The sequence below is a fragment of the Streptomyces sp. NPDC049597 genome (assembly GCF_040675505.1).
Lineage (GTDB): Bacteria > Actinomycetota > Actinomycetes > Streptomycetales > Streptomycetaceae > Streptomyces.
In genome coordinates, this window is sequence record NZ_JBFAOY010000034.1 from 1 (window position 1) to 17819 (window position 17819).

Annotated in this window: 11 protein-coding genes and 1 pseudogene; 9 read left to right on the forward strand and 3 right to left on the reverse strand. The window is 71.7% G+C overall.

Annotation, left to right across the window (positions count from 1 at the left end):
- Positions 1-951 precede the first annotated feature (951 nt).
- The 3 genes from AB0K02_RS28565 (at position 952) to AB0K02_RS28575 (ending at position 5313) form a co-directional block, all read left to right on the forward strand.
- Positions 952-2595 (forward strand): amino acid--tRNA ligase-related protein, encoded by a 1644-nt coding sequence (locus tag AB0K02_RS28565; protein ID WP_365995426.1) that lies wholly within the window; start codon positions 952-954, stop codon positions 2593-2595.
- Positions 2596-2680: 85 nt separating this feature from the next.
- Positions 2681-4027, forward strand: a complete 1347-nt coding sequence (locus AB0K02_RS28570; protein WP_365995427.1) for an MFS transporter — start codon at positions 2681-2683, stop codon at positions 4025-4027.
- Entirely contained in the window at positions 4024-5313 is a 1290-nt protein-coding gene (locus tag AB0K02_RS28575; protein ID WP_365995428.1) for an ATP-grasp domain-containing protein, read from the forward strand. Before AB0K02_RS28570 ends, AB0K02_RS28575 begins: the two co-directional genes overlap by 4 nt.
- Before the next feature lie 69 nt (positions 5314-5382).
- On the opposite strand, the pseudogene AB0K02_RS28580 reads toward AB0K02_RS28575, so the two are convergent.
- Positions 5383-6708 (reverse strand): annotated as a pseudogene (locus AB0K02_RS28580) (histidinol-phosphate transaminase); the annotation flags it as partial.
- 306 nt (positions 6709-7014) lie between these two features.
- Between AB0K02_RS28580 and AB0K02_RS28585 the strand changes: the two are divergent.
- The 5 genes from AB0K02_RS28585 to AB0K02_RS28605 all read left to right on the forward strand — a co-directional run bounded on the left by AB0K02_RS28585 (position 7015) and on the right by AB0K02_RS28605 (position 12662).
- Positions 7015-7677, forward strand: a complete 663-nt coding sequence (locus AB0K02_RS28585; protein ID WP_365995429.1) for a hypothetical protein — start codon at positions 7015-7017, stop codon at positions 7675-7677.
- 136 nt (positions 7678-7813) lie between these two features.
- Entirely contained in the window at positions 7814-8203 is a 390-nt protein-coding gene (locus AB0K02_RS28590) for a RidA family protein (RefSeq protein WP_365995471.1), read from the forward strand.
- A gap of 140 nt (positions 8204-8343) precedes the next feature.
- Positions 8344-9843: a hypothetical protein gene (locus AB0K02_RS28595; protein ID WP_365995430.1), complete on the forward strand. Its 1500-nt coding sequence runs from the start codon at positions 8344-8346 to the stop codon at positions 9841-9843.
- A gap of 132 nt (positions 9844-9975) precedes the next feature.
- On the forward strand, positions 9976-11274 hold the full coding sequence (locus tag AB0K02_RS28600; protein WP_365995431.1) for a MoxR family ATPase: 1299 nt from the start codon (positions 9976-9978) through the stop codon (positions 11272-11274).
- 143 nt (positions 11275-11417) lie between these two features.
- Positions 11418-12662 (forward strand): VWA-like domain-containing protein, encoded by a 1245-nt coding sequence (locus AB0K02_RS28605; RefSeq protein WP_365995432.1) that lies wholly within the window; start codon positions 11418-11420, stop codon positions 12660-12662.
- A 793-nt stretch (positions 12663-13455) separates the two neighbouring features.
- Here the strand turns inward: AB0K02_RS28605 and AB0K02_RS28610 are convergent.
- Together AB0K02_RS28610 and AB0K02_RS28615 are read right to left on the reverse strand one after the other, a co-directional pair.
- Positions 13456-13965, reverse strand: a complete 510-nt coding sequence (locus AB0K02_RS28610; RefSeq protein WP_365995433.1) for a hypothetical protein — start codon at positions 13963-13965, stop codon at positions 13456-13458.
- A gap of 327 nt (positions 13966-14292) precedes the next feature.
- A complete protein-coding gene (locus AB0K02_RS28615; RefSeq protein ID WP_365995434.1) occupies positions 14293-14754 on the reverse strand; it encodes a hypothetical protein in 462 nt (153 codons plus the stop codon).
- Positions 14755-15083: 329 nt separating this feature from the next.
- Here AB0K02_RS28615 and AB0K02_RS28620 point away from each other — a divergent pair, with 329 nt between their 5' ends.
- A complete protein-coding gene (locus AB0K02_RS28620; protein ID WP_365995435.1) occupies positions 15084-17771 on the forward strand; it encodes an FG-GAP-like repeat-containing protein in 2688 nt (895 codons plus the stop codon).
- The last annotated feature ends 48 nt before the right edge of the window (positions 17772-17819 follow it).

Sequence of the window (17819 nt, forward strand, 5' to 3'; positions counted from 1 at the left end):
TAACCCCATTGAGGGGCGCCCACCCCCCCGCCCGGCCGCTCACCCCCCCCCAACCCCCCACCCCCCGCCGGGGCCCCCCCCGCCCCCCCCCCCGCCCCCCCCCGGGTCCGTGCAGGTCCCGCGCGACTGGATCCGCACCGCACGTGCGAGCACCCGACGACGACTTCCGGGCGCTGGATGCGGCACGCCGGATGGGCGTCGCGGTCGCGATCAGCATCGGCGTGAACCCGGGCCGGGCTTCCGGCTCGTCCGCGCATGCGCCCTCTCCGTACCGGAGACCGGGTGCCTGACGGCGATGACGCCCCACCCGGGACCGGAGATCCCGCCCACACCGACGCCCGCCGACGGGCGACCGGCGACCTCCGGCTCTTCGACCTCCAGCACGCCGTCGTCCCCCCGACGTGCGGCGCCGGGCGGCGGACCGCCGCCACGTGGAGTACGAGCTGCCGCCGCCAGGGCGCCGAGGCGCTGCGCCGAGGGTCATGCCTTCGGCCGGCACGACCTGTTCATCCGCACCAGGGCCCTCTGACGCCCTCACCCGCGCGCCGGGCCCGGGCCCATGACCGCCTGTGCGCGCGGCGCACCGGCGGCTCGGCGAGGCGGTCGCTCGCTTCGCCGCCGCAAGCCGCCCGTCACGGCCCTGCGTCTGCTGCCGGCCGTCGCCGCCGAGGGCCCCCGTCCGTGCTTCCCGCTGCCGGCTCCCCCCGGATTCCTCCCCCGTCCCGGTGCGACCGGTGACCGTCTCCGTGCTTCCGGTACTTCCGGCGAACCACCGTTGGTCGGCGGCGTACCGGGCGGCCGGAAGTCAACCGGACCATGACCGGCGGCCGTTCGGAAACCTGATGAAGTCACCCGGCACGCGTTCTCGGCCAAGTGACCGCCCGCCTACCGTCTTTCGCATAGTCGGCGACCAAACAATTGGTCGCTCAGGCGCCAGATGGGGGAAATCACATGGCTCCGCCATCCGAACTCCTCGACCTGAACGATGACACCGGGGTGTGCGGGCGAATTCTGGAACTCCTCGAGACCGAGGGAGCACGATTCCGGCTGCTGCACCACGCGCCGGAGGGCCGTACGGACGTCGCGAGCCGGCTGCGCGGACACCCGTTGAACCAGGCTGCCAAATGCATTGTCGTCCGCGTGAAGATCACGAAGCGCAGCAGCCGGTACGTCCTGGCCGTCGTCCCCGGCGACCGGCTCGTGGACCTGGAGGGCATCCGGCGCCTCTACGAGGGCAAGGACGTCTCCTTCGCGCAGCGGGACACCGCCGAGGAGCTGGCGGGAGCGGTGTGCGGCTCGATCACGCCGTTCTCGTTCCATCCCGATCTCGAAGCCGTGGTGGATCCGGAACTGCTGCGGCAGGAGGAGATCTTCTTCAACGCGGCCCGGCTCGACCTTTCCGTCGCGCTGAATTCCGAGGATTACCTGTCGATCGCCCGGCCGCGTATCGCCGCGGTCGCCCTGAACGCCACCGATGCATTCACCGATCACCGTCGATCACCGCTGAACTGGAGTGGAAACATGACGATTCTGGACACCACGACTACTTCCTCCGTCAAGCCCGCGGCCGTCCGGCCGCCGAACGCGTGGGGAAATGAGCCCGGCGAATTCCTGAAGGCACTCAATTCGCCGTGGTACAAGCTCGTGGCCGATCTTCAGGATCTGATCCACAGGACCACGGCCGAGTATGCGACGTCGCGTGGCCTCAAGGCGCTCTACCTTCCGCTGACGGTCCGCACCATCACGTGCCCGACCGGCCTCGGCAGCGACTCCGAGCCCGTACCGGTCACGGTGAACGGGGTCGACACGTACCTGCCGGACTCCAACCAGTTCATGCTCGAGTACGGCATGCGCCTCGCCCCCGGCGGCTGCTACAACATCATGCCGTCGTTCCGCGGCGAGGAGCCGGACACGACGCACCTGAACCAGTACAGCCACAGCGAGGCGGAGATCCCCGGCGGCATAGACGAGCTGATCGACTACGTCGAGGGCTACGTCAAGGCGCTGGCCGGGGCCGCCCTGGAGGCGTACGGCGACCGCATCGCGGCCGCCGCCGGCGACACCTCGCACCTGAGCCGCATGGCCGAGTACAAGGGCCACTTCCCCCGGATCACCTTCGAGGAGGCCGTCTCCCTCCTGCAGGGCGAGGAGGGCTGCGTCCGTGACGAAGGCACCTGGCGCACGCTGACCCGCCGGGGCGAGCACAAGCTGATGGAGATGGTCAACGAGTTCATGTGGGTCACGCACTTCGACCACCTCTCGGTGCCCTTCTACCAGGCCTTCGGCGACGAGGAGCAGCGCACCGCCGCCAACGCGGACCTGTTCTTCGGCATGGGCGAGGTCGTCGGCTCCGGTGAGCGCCACGCCGACGCCGAGCAGATCCGCAAGGCGCTGGTGATGCACCAGGTGCCCGAGCGCGACTACGCCTGGTACGCCGAGATGAAGCAGGAAATGCCCATGCAGACCTCCGGTTTCGGCATGGGTCTCGAGCGGTTCCTGATGTGGGTCCTCAACCACGACGACATCCGGGACATCCCGCTGGTGTCGCGGGTGGGCGAGGACAAGAAGTGGCCCGAGAGCGTCCACCGCCCGTGACCGCCGCTTCAGCTGTGTGAGCAGCGGGGCCCGCGGTGCGCCGACACCGGCGGGCCCCGTCCGCACGCCTACCGAGGACCGTGTCATGCGCGTCTACCTGAACCGCAACTTCCTTCTGTCCTACGTCGCGTCGTTCGTCTCGCTGTTCGGCTCGAAGCTGCTGATGATCTCGTACGTGGCGTTCGTCTACGGCGAGACCGGCAGCGCCACGCTCGCGTCGGCCGTCTTCGCGGCCGACTGGATCGCGAATCTCTTCGTCGGCCTGCTCGCCACCCGGTACATCGACCGTGCCGACGCGCGCAGGCTTCTCGTGCTGCTGAACGTGGTGGCAGCCGCCGTCACCCTGCTGTTCCTGAGCGCGCTGTCGCCCCGGATGTTCCCGCTCGCCGTCGGCGTGGTCTTCGCCCGCGCCCTGCTGGGCAGCGCGGTGAACGCGGCCCGGGTCAAGGCGCTGGTGCAGTTCTTCGACGAGGAGCAGACCGACACCTATTCGACGGTCTTCAACTCCAGCCTCTTCCTGGCCATCGCCGCCGCCGGAGCGGTGGGCAGCTTCGTCCTCCGCTTCGTCGATCTGCGGACGGTCGTGCTCCTGGACGTGGCGACGTTCCTGCTGTCGGCCGTGCTGTTCGCGCTGGTGCGGCCCAACCGGGGGCGCATCGAGGCGGCACGGCGGGAGAGCGCCGGAGTGACGGAGAACGTCGTCGCCAACCTGCGTTCGGCCGCCGTCCTCATCGCCCGCAGCCCGGTGATCTCCTCCGCCTTCTTCTACATCGTCCTCGCGGTCACCGCGCTCCAGGCGACGTACGAGGTGCTGATCACCGCGGTGCCCGAACTCTGGTTCGGCATGGGTCCGTCCGGCATGGCGGTCTTCTTCACCGCCGAGTGGCTCGCGGTGTTCGCGGGCGTCTTCGTCTACCAGTACCTGAGCCGGCGAGGGATGGTGCCGGAGCACCTCCAGGCGCGTCTCACCGTGGCCCTGGTCGGCTTCGCGGCCGTCATGTACGCGGTGCTGCCACTGACGCGGGGCGGCCTGGGCCCCGCGCTCGCGGTGTTCGTGCTGCTGGTCTTCGCCGGTGAGGTCGTCTGGGCCCACCAGTACAAGCGGCTGATCGCCCACTCCCCCGACAGCCGGGTGTCCTCGGTGGTCGGGCTGCTGACGGCGGTCTACTACAGCCTCATGGCGCTGTCCGGCTTCGCCTTCTCGCTCGGCATGGACACCATCGGCGCCGAATGGGCCATCGGCATCGACGTGGCCGTGATCGTGCTGCTGGTCGCGGGCTGGGAGTACGCCGCCCTGCGCCGCCGGCAGCGCACCGCCCCCGGCTCCCCGGAGCCCGGCGCTTCCCGCCCCGCGGGCACCCTGCCCGCTCGGCCGCTCACATCGGCGACCGCCCCGGCCGCGGGGCGTCCCACGAAGGAGGAAACGGCATGACCGCCGCCGACCCGGCCACCGCCCACGCCGCACCGCACACCGCCGTGTTCATCGGCACCCGAGGTCTCGAGGCGTTCGACCCCGGGCTGTTCGAGGACCCGGAGTCCGTACGGCTCGTCGGGATCTTCTCCGTGCCCGACGCCGCCCATCTCACCGACGAGTGGCACGGCTGGTTCGACGAGGTCCATGTCGTACCGACGGCGGAGGCCGACCCGTCGCCGCTCCTCACCCCGCAGATCGACGTGGACGCGGGGACGGAGATCGTCGCCGCGCTGCTGCGGGGGACGAGCCGGGACCGGCTGACCGTCCACACGTATCTGGAGCAGAACGTGCTGGGCGCGGCGGAGATCCGGGAGCGGCTCGGGCTCGCGGGGCCGTGTCCCGCCGATGTGATCCCCTTCCTCGACAAGCTGGAGATGAAGCGGCGGGTGGCGGCGGCGGGCGTGCGCGCGCCGGCGTTCGGCTCGTGGGATCCGGAGCGCCACCGGGCGGGCGTCCGCGCCCACTTCGACCACATCACCGGCCGGGTCGGGCTGCCGTTCGTGCTCAAGCCGACCGACTCCGCGGGCTCCATCGGCGTCGTCACCGTGGAGAGCTACGACGACTTCGCGGCGCTTCCCGAAGACGGCGAGCTGGGAAGGGCGTACGAGTACGAGGAGTTCATCGACGGCCGCATCTACAGCGTCAACATCATCTCGGCGGCGGGCAGGACCGTCTTCGGCGGTGTAACCGAGTACCTGGTGAACTCGGCGGACGTGGCCGGCGGCCGGGTCAACGCCGACATCAACCTGCTCGACGACGACCCGCGCGTGGCGCGCATGGTCGCCTTCGCCGGCGAGGCCCTGGACGCCCTGGGCAGGCCGGACGGCGCCTCGCATCTGGAGCTGTTCCTCACCGGGGACGACGAGCTGGTGTTCCTGGAGGTCGGTGCGCGTTTCAAGGGCATGTCGGGTCTGGCCGCGATGCAGCGCCACTACGGCGAGGCGCTGGTGAACGTCGCGTTCGGCATCGAGAGCGGTGTTCCCAGCCGCCGGTGGGAGGGCGAGCAGGTGTACTGCTTCGACGCGTGCATGCCGCTGCGCGCCGGAGTGGTCGGCGAGCGGCTGGAGCCGAAGATCGACAGCTCGTACGAGATGCGGTGGACGGTTCGCCCCGGCGACCGGGTCGACGGCACCTCTGACCTGGTGACGGTGGGCGGCACGTTCCTGGTGTGGAACCGTGACTTCGACGCGCTGTACCGGGACTTCAGGCTGCTGGCCGAGTACCAGCCCTTCACCTACGCGTAGAACTCGCTGTGCCAGGGGCCCGTCGTCCGGTCCGGACGACGGGCCCCTCCCGCTGCCCATGGACGGTCAGGTCGGGGCGATCAGGCGGTCGACGGCGGCGGTGCCGGAGGTATAGCCCGCCGCCATGGCGCGCGCCCCGACGACGGGCCGGTCGCCTCCGTCGGCCGGGGCGAGGCCCTGGGCCGCGACGGGCTGCTGAGCGAGGGCGAGCGGGCCGGCCTGTGCGAGCATCGGACGCACCGGTTCCGGCCGGGGCACGGGAGCCTGGACGGGGGTCCGCTGCCCGTACAGCACCTGTTCCATCGCCGAGACGAGCCGCACCACATCGGGGTCGGGGCGCACGACGAGGCGCACGAACCGGCTGGAGCTGCCGATCTTGTTGCCGCATTCGCGGATCAGCACGCCGTGCTCCGCGAGCAGCCGGTCGCGCAGGACCTGTCCGTCCGCCCCCTCCGGCAGGCGGACGTAGACGAAGTTGCCCTGGGAGGGATAGACGGTCAGACCCGGCACCTGGGAAAGCCGCCAGATCATCTCCTGCCGGTCGCGGCACACCTGGCGCAGGCTCTGCGCATACTCCGCGCGGTGCTCGGCCAGCATGAACACCACCGTCTCGGCGAAGGAGTTGAGGTTCCATTTCGGCAGGGCGTCCCGGACGCGCCCGGCGAGGGCCGGGTTGGCCACCAGGTAGCCGAAGCGCACTCCGTGCAGGCCGAAGTTCTTGCCGAGGCTGCGCAGCACGATCACATTGGGCCGCAGCACGGCGTCGGCGGCGACGCTCGTCTCCTGGCCTTTGTCGGCGAATTCGAGGAACGACTCGTCGACGACGACCAGGTCGAGGTCCTGCAACTGGTCGAGCAGGGAGAGGACCTGCTGTTTGGACAGCAGGCCACCGTCGGGGTTGTTCGGGTTGCAGAGGACGGCGACGCGCGAGCCTCTGCTGCGGACGAACTGCACGAAGGAGGCGGGGTCGAGGGCGAACCCGCGTGCCTCCGGCAGGAGCAGCATGTCGACGCGCTTGCCGGTCTCCATCGGCTGGTCGGTCCAGCGCCCGAAGGTCGGTACGGGCACGGCCAGGGACTCGCGCACCAGCAGGTGGTCGATCCACGTGATCAGTTCGGTTGAGCCATTGCCCATGGCGACCGTCTGCGGGTTGAGGCTCAGCAGTCGGCAGAGCTCGCCGGTGATGGTGTCGGCGCTGCTCGGGTAGTAGGTGAGGATCTCGCGCAGCCGCCTGCCGAGTTCGTCGAACATGGCGGGTGTGGGGAAGTACGGGTTGCAGGGGATGCAGAAGTCGACGATCTCCTCGGCGCCGCCGCCGGCCCTGTTCAGGGAGAAGTAGGACGGGCTGTGCGCGGTGGACGCGCGGAACAGCGCGGTGACGTTGCTGCCGGCCAAGACGTGCCTCCCCTGCCTGGGTCGGCCGCACGGATCGCACGGCCGCCCACAGGTACGGCCGCCTCCGCCCCGGCGTTCAACTCCGGCCCGGGTCCGGCCGGTCGCCGCCGCCGCGGGCTCACGCGGTGAGGGCGCCGCCCCGGCTGCGACGCGGGCAGAGGCGCGTCAGGGGCCGGCCGTCTTCTCGGCTGAGGGCGGGCTTGCGGCGCACCATGTGCGGAGCTGAGGCGGCAGGCGCGCGTCGTCGCGCCGGAGCCGGCCGAAATCCGGATGCGGCGCCGTCGGGACCTGCCGCACACTCTCCGGGTGATCGCCTTGCAGCCCGTCCTGGAGACGTACGCACCCGCCGGTTTCGGTCTCTGGCCGGTGGCCGCGTCCGAGGCGGGCGGCTTCCTGCCGCTGAACGGCGCACTCGACGAGGCCCAGGTCGGCACGGCGGTGATGTGTGTCGCCGCGTGCAACGACATCGATCCGGAGCACGACGACCGCCCGCCGCGCCCCGGCGACCCGCTCGGAGGCTTTCTGCACGGGCTGCTCACCATGGACCCTCTCTTCGCGTCGGGTGGGCTGCGCATCACCGACACCGCCACCGGAGCCACGCTGGTACCGGGGTGCTGCAACGGACTCGAGGACTGGCGCGAATGGTTCGGCGTCGTCGACGGGGACGGTGACGGCGGGTCCGGCTGGTTCGGCCACGACCCGACACCGCTCGCCGAACGCGTCGGGGATGTCGTCCGGCTGACCGTCGACGCGGAACGGGAGGGCGGTCCGGTGATCGACGTGTCCGCCACCGAGCTGCGCCGCCTGCTCGCGGGAGCCGAGCGCGATCTGACCGGCTTCCTCCAGCTGGCCGCCGGTTGGGCAGCGGTGCGTCTCCCCGACCATGCCGTCCCCGTCATCCGCGCCCTGGCCCGTGCGGTGGACATGCCGCTGCCCGTCTCGCCGGGCACGCCCCGGCACCACCGCTGACAACCCGGCGCTCCCCGGTCTGGATCCGGGGTCGGCGAACGGGGCTTCTCCGCCGTATCGTTGCGTCGTCGACGGCAGTTCGGGAAGGACACCTGTGTCAGACGAGTCGGATGTGCGGGACGAGCCGGAAGAGGGCATGCTCGAACACATCCCGCCCGACGGAGTCGCTCCCGGTAACGGCTACAGCCATGTGGTCGTGGGCGAAGGCCGGCTGGTGGTGATCTCCGGGCAGGTCGCGCTGGACGCGAAGGGGAATGTGGTCGGCGAGGGCGACGCCGCTGCCCAGGCCCGCCAGGTCTTCGAGAACCTGCGGCGTTGCCTGGCGGCAGGTGGCGCGAGCTTCGCTGACGTCGCCAAGCTCACGTACTACGTCACCGACATCGCCGTCCTGCCGGAGGTGCGTGCCGCCCGCGACGCCCACATCGACACCGCGCGTCCGCCGGCCAGCACGGCGGTACAGGTGGCCGCACTCTTCCGGCCCGAACTGCTGCTCGAGGTGGAGGCCCTGGCGGTCATCCCCTGGTGACTCGGCGCGTCTCGGGGCCTTCGAAAGGGCAGTGCGCCCAATGGCGACTGACAGATCGACATCGTGGTGCTTATGATGCCGGTGATGAAGAACTTCTCCTCGTTCGGATTGGGGGAATCGTTCGCGCAAGGTGAGTGCTGATGGCACATCACTCCGCGAACGTGATTCCGTCCCGCCTGTTGATGTGGCAGCGCGTGCGCGAGTACGCCGTGCCACTGTCCATGATCGAGACCGCGACCGCACGGCGTGCGGTCGGTGACTGGGCGGGGGCCTGCGCCGCCGCCCGGATCGACGTCGACCTCGATCTGCGCGCCGTGCGCGACCGCCACGGCACCGATCTCGTCACCCGTCTCCGTGCGGATCTGCGCCGGCTGGCGCCGGATCTGCTCCGCTGGCACATGCCCCGGATCGCCCCTGACGGACGGCTCCGGCCCGGTCTCACCATCTCCCTGGCGCGTTACGGCAACTCCGGTGCCACGCCGCTGCAGTTGGTGGTGCGGACGCCACCGGCCTGGGCGGACGCGGGACAGCGGATGTCCCTGGCCCTGTGGGAGGAGTCCGGGAACGGTGCCGCCGGGCACCATCCGCACCCGCACCCCGACCGGCGTTTCCGGCTCGACCTGCACCGGCATCTGTGGGACGCCGGTCGCAGCGGCGAACTGGCGGGGCGGTGCGGTGCGGCCGGAACCGCACGGTCCATGGCGCCGCCCGACCGGCAGGTCCTGCGGGATCTGCCCGCCGTCCGCGACGACTCGTGGGCAACGGCACGTTGGGCCGCCGAGGCGGACCTGCTGTTGCGGGCCGAGGGGCGCGCTCGCGGGGCCTTCACCGTGCGGCTCGGTGCGCGCAGCCGCGCCGTGCTCGAACTCGTCGCCCCCGACGACAGCCACGCCCCGACGTTCCGGCCGCTTCGGGAGGCGCTGCCGCCCCAGGAGGTCGCGGCACTCGCGGTGCTGCCGGAGGCGGCCGCGCGGGTCCTTCCGGACCTGGAGCTGCTGCGGGCCGGGCTGGTCGCGGCCGATCGGCTGCATCCGCTCGTCGCCGCGGCTCTGGCGGCGTACGGATCGTGTCCGGCGTACGGCTCGGCACCGGCGTACGGCTCGACATCGGCGTACGCCCCCGAGCCGGGTGATCCGCACCGGGTGGAGTGCCGGGGCGAGGTCCACCGGATCGCGCTGCGGGACGGTGTGCTGACGGCGGTCGATCACGACCCGGCCCAACTGCGCCGGGAGGAACTGCTGGTCGCGCTCGGCGGGCCGCCGCTGCCCTGCCTGCGGGCGATCGACGCGGTGCACCGCAACCCGGAGGCACTGCCCGCCGTCCGGGAGCGGCTCGGCCACGGTGACGTCACCGGGGCGCTGGCCGTGGTGGAAGGGCTGCTCGGTCCCGGTGCGGTCCTGCGTGAGGGGCCGCTCAGAGAGGAGCTGGAGTCGGCCGCGGCCCGCCGCGTCGACCACGGGCTCTTCCGCTCCGGGCTGGTCGCCGTGCACCCCGGTGCCCGTGCGGCAGGGGGCGAAAACGCCTCGGGCGCCGGACACGCCGATGCCGGCCACCGTCCCCGGCTCGACCGCCGTACGCCTCTCGCGATGCGTCACAAACTGATGAGCCGCGCCCGTCCCCGCACCGGCCTGACCTCCTGACCGGCTGCCACTCGTCGTACCGGCTGCCACTCGTCGAAGTCCCTTGAACGTGCCGCGCGTTCAGCGCCGCACGCCCTCATGACGTCCGGGACGGGCCGTCCCCGTTCCCCTCTTCCACCCCAGGTGATGCCCATGACCTCCAGCACCCTTCTGCCCGCCGCGGTCCCGGCCGCCGGCGCGCCCGCATCCACCCGCGTCGGCGCAGCCGGCACGCTCGCTCAACTCACCGTCGCCGAGGACCTCCTGACCCTCCTGCGCAGGACCACCACCGAGCCGCGCCCCGACGAGCAGCTCGAAGCGCTCACCCTGGCCGTGGCGGCCGATCTGCCCGTACTGCTCTGGGGCGAGCCGGGCATCGGCAAGACCGCGGCCCTGACGCAGCTGGCCGCCTCCCTCGACCTGCCGCTGACGACCGTGATCGCCAGCGTCCACGAGCCGTCCGACTTCTCGGGGCTGCCCGTCGTGGGCGACGACCCGGCGGTGCAAGGGGTGCCGATGGCGCCACCGCAGTGGGCCGTGGAGCTCGTACGGGCCGGGCGGGGGCTGCTGTTCCTCGACGAACTCTCCACCGCCACCCCGGCCGTCCAGGCCGCACTGCTCCGGGTCGTCCTGGAGCGGAGGGTCGGTGCGCTGCAACTGCCGCCGGGCGTACGGATCGTGGCCGCCGCGAATCCCCGCGCGTCGGCGGCGGACGGGTGGGAGCTGAGCCCGCCGCTGGCCAACCGGTTCGTGCATCTGTACTGGGTGCACGACCGGGAGGTGGTGGTGCGCGGGCTGGGCGGGGTCTGGCCCCGTGCGGAGCTGCCCCGGCTGGTGCCGGAGCGGCTTTCGGAGGCGGTGGCCTTCGCCCGGCGCGCGGTCTGCGGATTCCTTGAGGCCCGGCCGACGCTGATCCACCGGCTCCCGAGCACCGAGACGCGGCGCGGCGGCGCCTGGCCCTCGCCCCGGAGCTGGGAGGCTGCGCTCACCCTGCTGGCCTTCGGCACGGCGGCCTCCGTCTCGCGGGAGGTGCTGGCACTGCTGGTGCGGGGTGCGGTGGGAGACGGGCCGGGGCTCGAACTCCTCGCCCATCTGGACCGGATGGACCTGCCGGACCCGGATACGCTGCTGGCCGACCCGGCATCCGCCGAACTGCCGGTGCGGGGCGATCTGCGTCAGGCCGCGCTGGAGGCGGTGGTGGCCGCCGTCGGGGCGCGGCCGGAGCGTGAGCGGTGGGAGGCGGGCTGGGCGGTGCTGGTCCGGGCGCTGGAGACCGGCCCGCCGGACCTGCTGGCCGCCCCGGCGACGACGCTGGCCGCGCTGCGGCGCGACGACTGGGAGGTGCCGGCGGCGGTGGAACGGCTGACCGGGGTGATCGGTCTCGCCCGGCGGGCGGACCAGTCGGTGGGGCGGGCGACCGACACTGGGCGGGCGACGAAGGCACGCCGATGACGGGGGCCGCGAAGCGCCCGGGACCGCGCCCGCTCCCACGTCCGATGTCGCCGCCCCCGGCACCACGCCCGGTGGGGGCCACCGTGCCGGGGCCGCCGGCCGTCCGGGGCGGGCCGGACGGCGGGCCCGGACTCCCGCTGGACATGGAGAAGTTGCTGACCGCCCGGCTGCACGCGGTGAAGGTCCGCCCCTACCTGGCGGCGGCGCTCTTCGCGCTGCACGTGGTGGAGGACCGGTCGGTGCCGACGATGGCCGTGGACGCGCACTGGCGCTGCTACGTCTCGCCCGGGTTCGTGGCGCGCACCCCGGTGGAGGAGCTGGCGGGCGTCTGGGTGCACGAGGTCTCCCACCTGCTCCGGGACCACCACGCGCGGAGCGAGCGGTACGCGCGGGAGCATGCGGAGCACGGGCCGGGCGAGCGAAGCGAGAGGGAGGACTCCACGGCCGGACGCCGGGAGAGACTGCGGCGCAACATCGCCGCCGACTTCGAGATCAACGACGACATCTACGGTGACGGTCTGCCCCTGCCCGCCGGGGCGATGCTGCCGTCGCGGCTGCGGCTGCCCGCCGGGCTGCTGATGGAGGAGTACCTGCGGACGGCGTCGCTGTCCGGACTCACCCCGGACCTGGCCTGGCTGGACTGCGGCAGCGGGGCCGACGGACAGCAGCGGCCGTGGGAGCTGGGCCCCGACGGGGCACACGGGCTGACCCGGCAGCAGCGGGACGCGGTCCGCTTCCGGGTCGCCGAGGGGATCAAGGGCCGGCCGGGCGAAGCTCCGGAGGGGTGGCGCCGGTGGGCGGACGAGGCGTTCCATCCACCGCAGCCGTGGCGGCAGTTGCTGGGGGCGGCGGTCCGCTCCGCGGCGAGTGCGCCCGGGGTGGGAGAGGACCACAACTACCGGCGCCCGTCCCGGCGCTCGGCCGGAGTCCCCGGCGTGCTGCTGCCGAGCCTGCGCCGTATGCCGCCCCGGGTGTGTGTCGTGATCGACACCTCCGGGTCGGTGAGCGACGCCGAACTGGGCAGCGCGCTCCTGGAGGTGGCGGCCGTCTCACGGGCGGTGGGCGGGCGGCGCGACCTGGTCTCGGTGATCTCCTGCGACGCGGCGGCCGGGGTGGCCGTCCCGCTCTGCCGCGCCGAGAACATCGAGCTGGTGGGCGGCGGGGGAACGGATCTGCGCTCCGGTTTCGCCCGGGCACTTCGCTCCCGGCCCCGGCCGGACGTGATCGTCGCCCTGACGGACGGCCAGACGCCGTGGCCCTCCGTGCAGCCGCCCTGCCGCACCGTCGTCGGTCTCTTCCCCCGCCCGGTCCGCGCCGCGAACGAGAGGAACCCCGAATACGTCCCGGACACTCCGCCGCCCTGGGCGCGTGTCGTCACCATCAGCTGAGACAGCGCGGTGGAGCGGTGTCGGGGCCCCGTCCGCAGAACGGGGTCAGAGACGCCGTGCAGGCGCGGCAGCTTCCGTTGACCCGTCGGCTCGACTTCGCCGAACGCGCCGGCTCCACACCGTGTGTCCCATGAGAGCCACGGCAACGACGCATGCCGCGACGCGAGTCACGTTCCAGGTTATGGCGAAAACCGGCCCCTGCGAGTCCGCCTCTACGCTCAATCGCTGAGTCGCCTCGAAGAAGGCGATCAATGGAACAAGCAGACGGAACAGAAGGCCACCGACTCCGGGCGTTCGCGCTACGTTCCCTATGAACCCCACAGGCGCACCGAACACGAAAGCCGCGATTCCCCACACGAGAATGTGCCCCCCGCTGGAGGTGCCGGATTCCACCTCCATTCCAGCCGGAATGGAGGTGGCGGGTTCCATTCCGTCCGGAATGGTGGGATTCATGTCCTTGAAAAGGTAGTACGCGACTACACCGATGACCAAGCCCGAAGACGCCAGCAGTGCCGACTCGATTTTGGATCGGCGGAAATAGCCCACCAGCAATGCATAGCAGGCCCACGGCCAGCCACTGGAAAACACCGTACCCACGGCGACGCAAACGGGATTGTCCCATGTCCCGGCAACAGGGCCCACGAGACCCAGTAGCAAACCCGCGCCGAGAGACACAGCGACCGGCACGACGCGAGCACGTGTGAAGCGTGTGATGGTCCTTCCCCCGTTCAGTGGGTGAGTCCGCGTTGGTGGTGGCACCATTCCGGGGCTGCGCGGAGCCGAGTGCCGGCTCTCAATCTTCGTGCGACGCACCCAGGTCGTGGCGCATAGCGGTTCTCATGGCTCGGAGCATCTCCCAGACCTCGTACTGCGCCTGGGCCGCCGTCTCCATCGTTTCGCCTGGTTCGGGGGCACCGCGTTCGAGGCGCTTGACTTGACCGTAGACCGTGTTCAGGGCTCGGTTGACACCGCTGGCTCGCATGAGTACGTCTTCGGGGGCGATCATCTGCGCTTCGGAGTATCGATCGCGGTGCGCGTTCTTCGCCTCTTCCAGTGCGGCGCTGTCGGCCTCCTCCACGCCGCGTTCCCTCATGACGTGCAGGTGGCGGTTGAGCGCGGTGGTGAACTGCCGGGCATCTCGGTTGAGTTCCACGTAGCAGTTGCGTCGCAGTGAACGGTTCTCGCGGACCTCCTCATGGTCTCGAACGAGCTCTATCTCCAGGCGCTTCGCTCGTTCGGAGCCGCGCTGGGTAAGCAGCGCCCCTCCCAGGGTTCCTGCGACGCCTGCCACAGCGATGATCACTGAGCTGAGATCCACCGATGTACCCCGTGAAATCTTCGGCCTCGTGCCCGCTGCACATGGCCCAGGCAGTCAAGTCTGCCCCTCCCCGGTGCGACGGGGTCGGGTGCCCTTCTTGTGGTGGGCGCGGCGGCTGTACGCCTTGCCGGCGGCAAGCTCTCTGCCCACGTCATGACCCGGCCCTCAGCCGTGACAGGCCGGCGCGCGGCTCCGGCCGCGGTCGGGCCGGGTGGGAGCGGTACGACCCCACCACGGCGGCTGCCCGCGAGGCGCGCAGCCGCCGTGGTCGGGAGCCCTCGATGCGGGGGCGTCGGCCCCCGCACCGAGGCTTCAGCACGCGGCGCGCTCCGGGAGCGGGCCCCGGCGGTTCGGCGGGCGGCGGCCGTGCAGCATCAGATAGAAGCGCTCGACCGACTCCGAGGCACCGTGGTCGAAGCGCTTGACCACCTTGCCGAGCGGATTCCAGACCCGGCCGTCGGGCATGCGCAGGCCGACGGTCTGCCCGAACAGCTCGCTCTGGTCCGCGTCCAGGTCCACCCAGCGCGCGCCCGCCCGGCGGACGATCACCTCGCCCACGTACGCGCCGAGCCCCTGCAGGATGCGGTCGACACCCGAGCGCTCCGGTCTTCCGCGTCTGAGTCCGTCGACGACGAAGTCCACGAGTCTCAGGCTCACCACGCTGTAGTCGAGCGGCAGTCTGCTCCGCTCGTTCATCTCTGCGACGAAGCCCGCGGCATATCCCTGCATGCCGTCGGCGTCCGGCAGCTGCGCTGCACGCCCTTCGATCGGCATCCGTTTCCTCCCCACCGACAGCCCATGACCCAGCTCATCCGTCCCAGCGAAAGCAGTGGGGAAAGCATCACGGCCGGTGTCGGTGGCCGTTGTCACAGGAACGGTGCAGCCCGCGCGTACAACCATCGGTGCCTCTCAGTCGTCCTCGAGGCACCGACGGCCTCAAAACTGTGAGGTGCGCCACACGTTGGCGGGAACCCGTGACGTCTGCGCTGCGCGGGCCGCTGAGTTGCGCGGGCCGCACATTTCACGAGGCGGGCCACCCATGGACATTTGGAGAGGTGGGGCACTTGAGCCCGCGTACGTCGCATGCGTACCGACCGCTGAGCATGAAGCGCCGGGCGTGGTTGACGCTCGGCGCCGTCGTTCTCGGCGGGGCCGGCATCGTCACGATCGCCACGGCCAACCCGTCCGACACCCCCGGCGGTCAGAAGCAGCAGGAGCGGGCCGCCGCCCTGCGCACGATGCAGCTCGGCGGCGGCACGGCCACCGACCGGGAGCTGCCGGCGACCGACACCGAGCAGTTCTCGCTCGTCGGCATCGGCTGGGACAGCTCCTCGGCCGAGGTCGAGGGCACCGCGCAGGTGCGTACGCGGGAGAAGAAGTCGGGCACGTGGTCGCCCTGGCAGGCACTGGAGCTCGACTCGCACGGCCCCGACAGCCCGGAGGGCACGCCCCGCGGCGCCTCCGAGCCGCTGTGGGTCGGCCCCTCCACCGCCGTCCAGGTGCGGGTGAAGGCGAGCAAGGCGCTGCCCAAGGGGCTCAAGCTGCACATGGTCGACCCGGGTGTCAGCAGTGCCGAGGCCCAGAACCCGGCCGGCACGGGCATGGAACCGGCCGCGTTCGCCTCGGAGACGGCGCTGCCCTCGGACACCGCCACGCCCACCGACGCGTCCTCGCCGTCGGACTCCGCCGCCCCCACGGACTCCGCGACGCCGACGCCGACGTCCACGGACTCGGTCCCGGTCTCGCCGTCCCCGAGCGACTCCACGAGCCCCAGCCCGAGCACGAGCCCCAGCCCCACCGCCACCAAGCCGACCGCGCCGCCGTCGACGGTGAAGCGTCCGCCGATCATCTCGCGCGCCCAGTGGGGTGCCGACGAGTCGATCGTCGACGACCCGGCCGAGTACATCGACAAGGTGCAGGCCGTCTTCGTCCATCACACGGTCGGCTCCAACAACTACAGCTGCGCCGAGTCCGCCGCCCTGGTCCGCGGCATCATGACGTACCACGTCAAGACCGAGGGCTGGAACGACCTGGGCTACAACTTCCTGGTCGACAAGTGCGGCCGCGTCTTCGAGGGCCGCGGCGGCGGCGCCGACCTGCCGGTCAAGGGCGCCCACACGTACGGCTTCAACAGCTACTCCACCGGCATCGCCCTGCTCGGCGACTTCGAGGGCGACACGGCGACCGGCAAGGTGGCGGGCCGTCCGACGAACGCGGCGCTGCAGTCGGCCGCGCGCGTCGCGGCCTGGAAGCTCGGGCAGTACGGCGGCAACCCCAAGGGCACGGTGACGCTGGTCGCCCAGGGCAACACCGGCAAGTACACGGAGGGCCAGTCGGCCACCATGAGCGTGATCTCGGGTCACCGGGACGCGTTCGCGACGGCCTGCCCCGGCAAGAACCTGTACCCGAGGCTGACCGCGATCCGCGACTTCGCGGCCGGCGCCGGCCGCAACTCCGCGATCCCGACGAACGACTTCAACCGGGACGGCGTGCCGGACCTGGTCGTCGGCCTGCCCAGGGTCTCCAGCAGCGACGGCAGCGTCGTGGTGCTCCCGGGCAACGACGCGGGACCGAACTCGGCTGCCCGCCGGACGATCAACCAGAACAGCACGGGTGTGCCGGGCAGTTCGGAGGCCGGTGACGGCTTCGGCTCGGACAGCGCGTGGGGCGACGTCAACGGCGACGGCTACGGCGACCTGCTCGTCGGCGCGCCCGGCGAGGACGGCACGTCCACGCAGGCGGACACCGGCCAGGTGACGGTGCTGTACGGTCCCGGGCTGAGCTCGGGCAAGTCGTACTGGACCAACGAGACGACCCGCGTGGCGGGCGAGAAGCTGGGCACCGCCGTGGCCACCGGGGACTTCAACGCGGACGGCAAGTCCGACGTGTTCTCCGTGGCACCGGGCAAGCCGGGCCGCTGGTGGGTGTTCGACAGCGCGACCGGTGTCGCCCGCTCCGGTTACCTGAGCACCGCCGCGTACACGGGAGCGGTCGCGTACGCGAGCACGGCGGCCGGTGACTTCAACAAGGACGGCTACGGCGACGTGGCGGTCTCGTACCGCGACCCGGGCGGCGTGGGCCGTCTGCTGTGGCTGAAGGGCTCGGCCACCGGCCTGCAGCGTGTCGGCATCCTGGACGCGCGTGGCGGCCGTTCGCTCGCCTCGGGTGACATCAACGGCGACGGCTACGCGGACCTCGCGGTCGGGCAGCCGAGCACCACGGAGTCGGGCCACACGCTCAGGGGCGGTGCCGTGACCGTCGTGTTCGGTTCGTCGACGGGGCTGACGTCGACCGGCCGCAAGTCGCTCGGCCAGGACACGAGCGGGGTGCCGGAGACGGGCGAGACCGGTGACGACATGGGTGCGTCCGTGTCCGTCGGCGACGCGAACCTCGACGGCTACGACGACATCCTCACCGGCCTGCCCGGCGAGGACATCACCCGCAGCGGCGTCGCGCAGACGAACGCCGGCATGGCGATCCTGCTGCGCGGTTCCTCGACCGGACCGACGGCGACGGGATCGGTGGCGTACCACCAGGACACCACGGGCATGCCGGGCACGACGGAGTCGAACGACCGCCTCGGCTCGTCCGTCACGCTGGCCGACCTGTCCGGTTACGTGCGCGCGGACGTGGCGATCGGCGCGGACGGCGAGGACGCGAACAACGGCACGGTGCTGCAGCTGGACAACAGCAGCACGAGCGGCATCACGGCGGCCTCGGGCGTCTATTACGGCACGACGGCGCTGGGCGCGCCGACGGGTGTGCGCATCGGTCTGGTGCTGACGCCGTAGTCCCGCGGGAGCCGGCCGCGCGGGCGGGGGCCGCCCCCGGGCCCCGCC

What these genes read in the sequence shown, in the direction of transcription:
- AB0K02_RS28565 (WP_365995426.1), top strand. Translation starts at nt 952, where the DNA reads ATGGCTCCGCCATCCGAACTCCTCGACCTGAACGATGACACCGGGGTG.
- AB0K02_RS28570 (WP_365995427.1), top strand. Translation starts at nt 2,681, where the DNA reads ATGCGCGTCTACCTGAACCGCAACTTCCTTCTGTCCTACGTCGCGTCG.
- AB0K02_RS28575 (WP_365995428.1), top strand. Translation starts at nt 4,024, where the DNA reads ATGACCGCCGCCGACCCGGCCACCGCCCACGCCGCACCGCACACCGCC.
- AB0K02_RS28590 (WP_365995471.1), top strand. Translation starts at nt 7,814, where the DNA reads ATGCTCGAACACATCCCGCCCGACGGAGTCGCTCCCGGTAACGGCTAC.
- AB0K02_RS28595 (WP_365995430.1), top strand. Translation starts at nt 8,344, where the DNA reads ATGGCACATCACTCCGCGAACGTGATTCCGTCCCGCCTGTTGATGTGG.
- AB0K02_RS28600 (WP_365995431.1), top strand. Translation starts at nt 9,976, where the DNA reads ATGACCTCCAGCACCCTTCTGCCCGCCGCGGTCCCGGCCGCCGGCGCG.
- AB0K02_RS28605 (WP_365995432.1), top strand. Translation starts at nt 11,418, where the DNA reads ATGGAGAAGTTGCTGACCGCCCGGCTGCACGCGGTGAAGGTCCGCCCC.
- AB0K02_RS28615 (WP_365995434.1), bottom strand. Translation starts at nt 14,754, where the DNA reads ATGCCGATCGAAGGGCGTGCAGCGCAGCTGCCGGACGCCGACGGCATG.
- AB0K02_RS28620 (WP_365995435.1), top strand. Translation starts at nt 15,084, where the DNA reads ATGAAGCGCCGGGCGTGGTTGACGCTCGGCGCCGTCGTTCTCGGCGGG.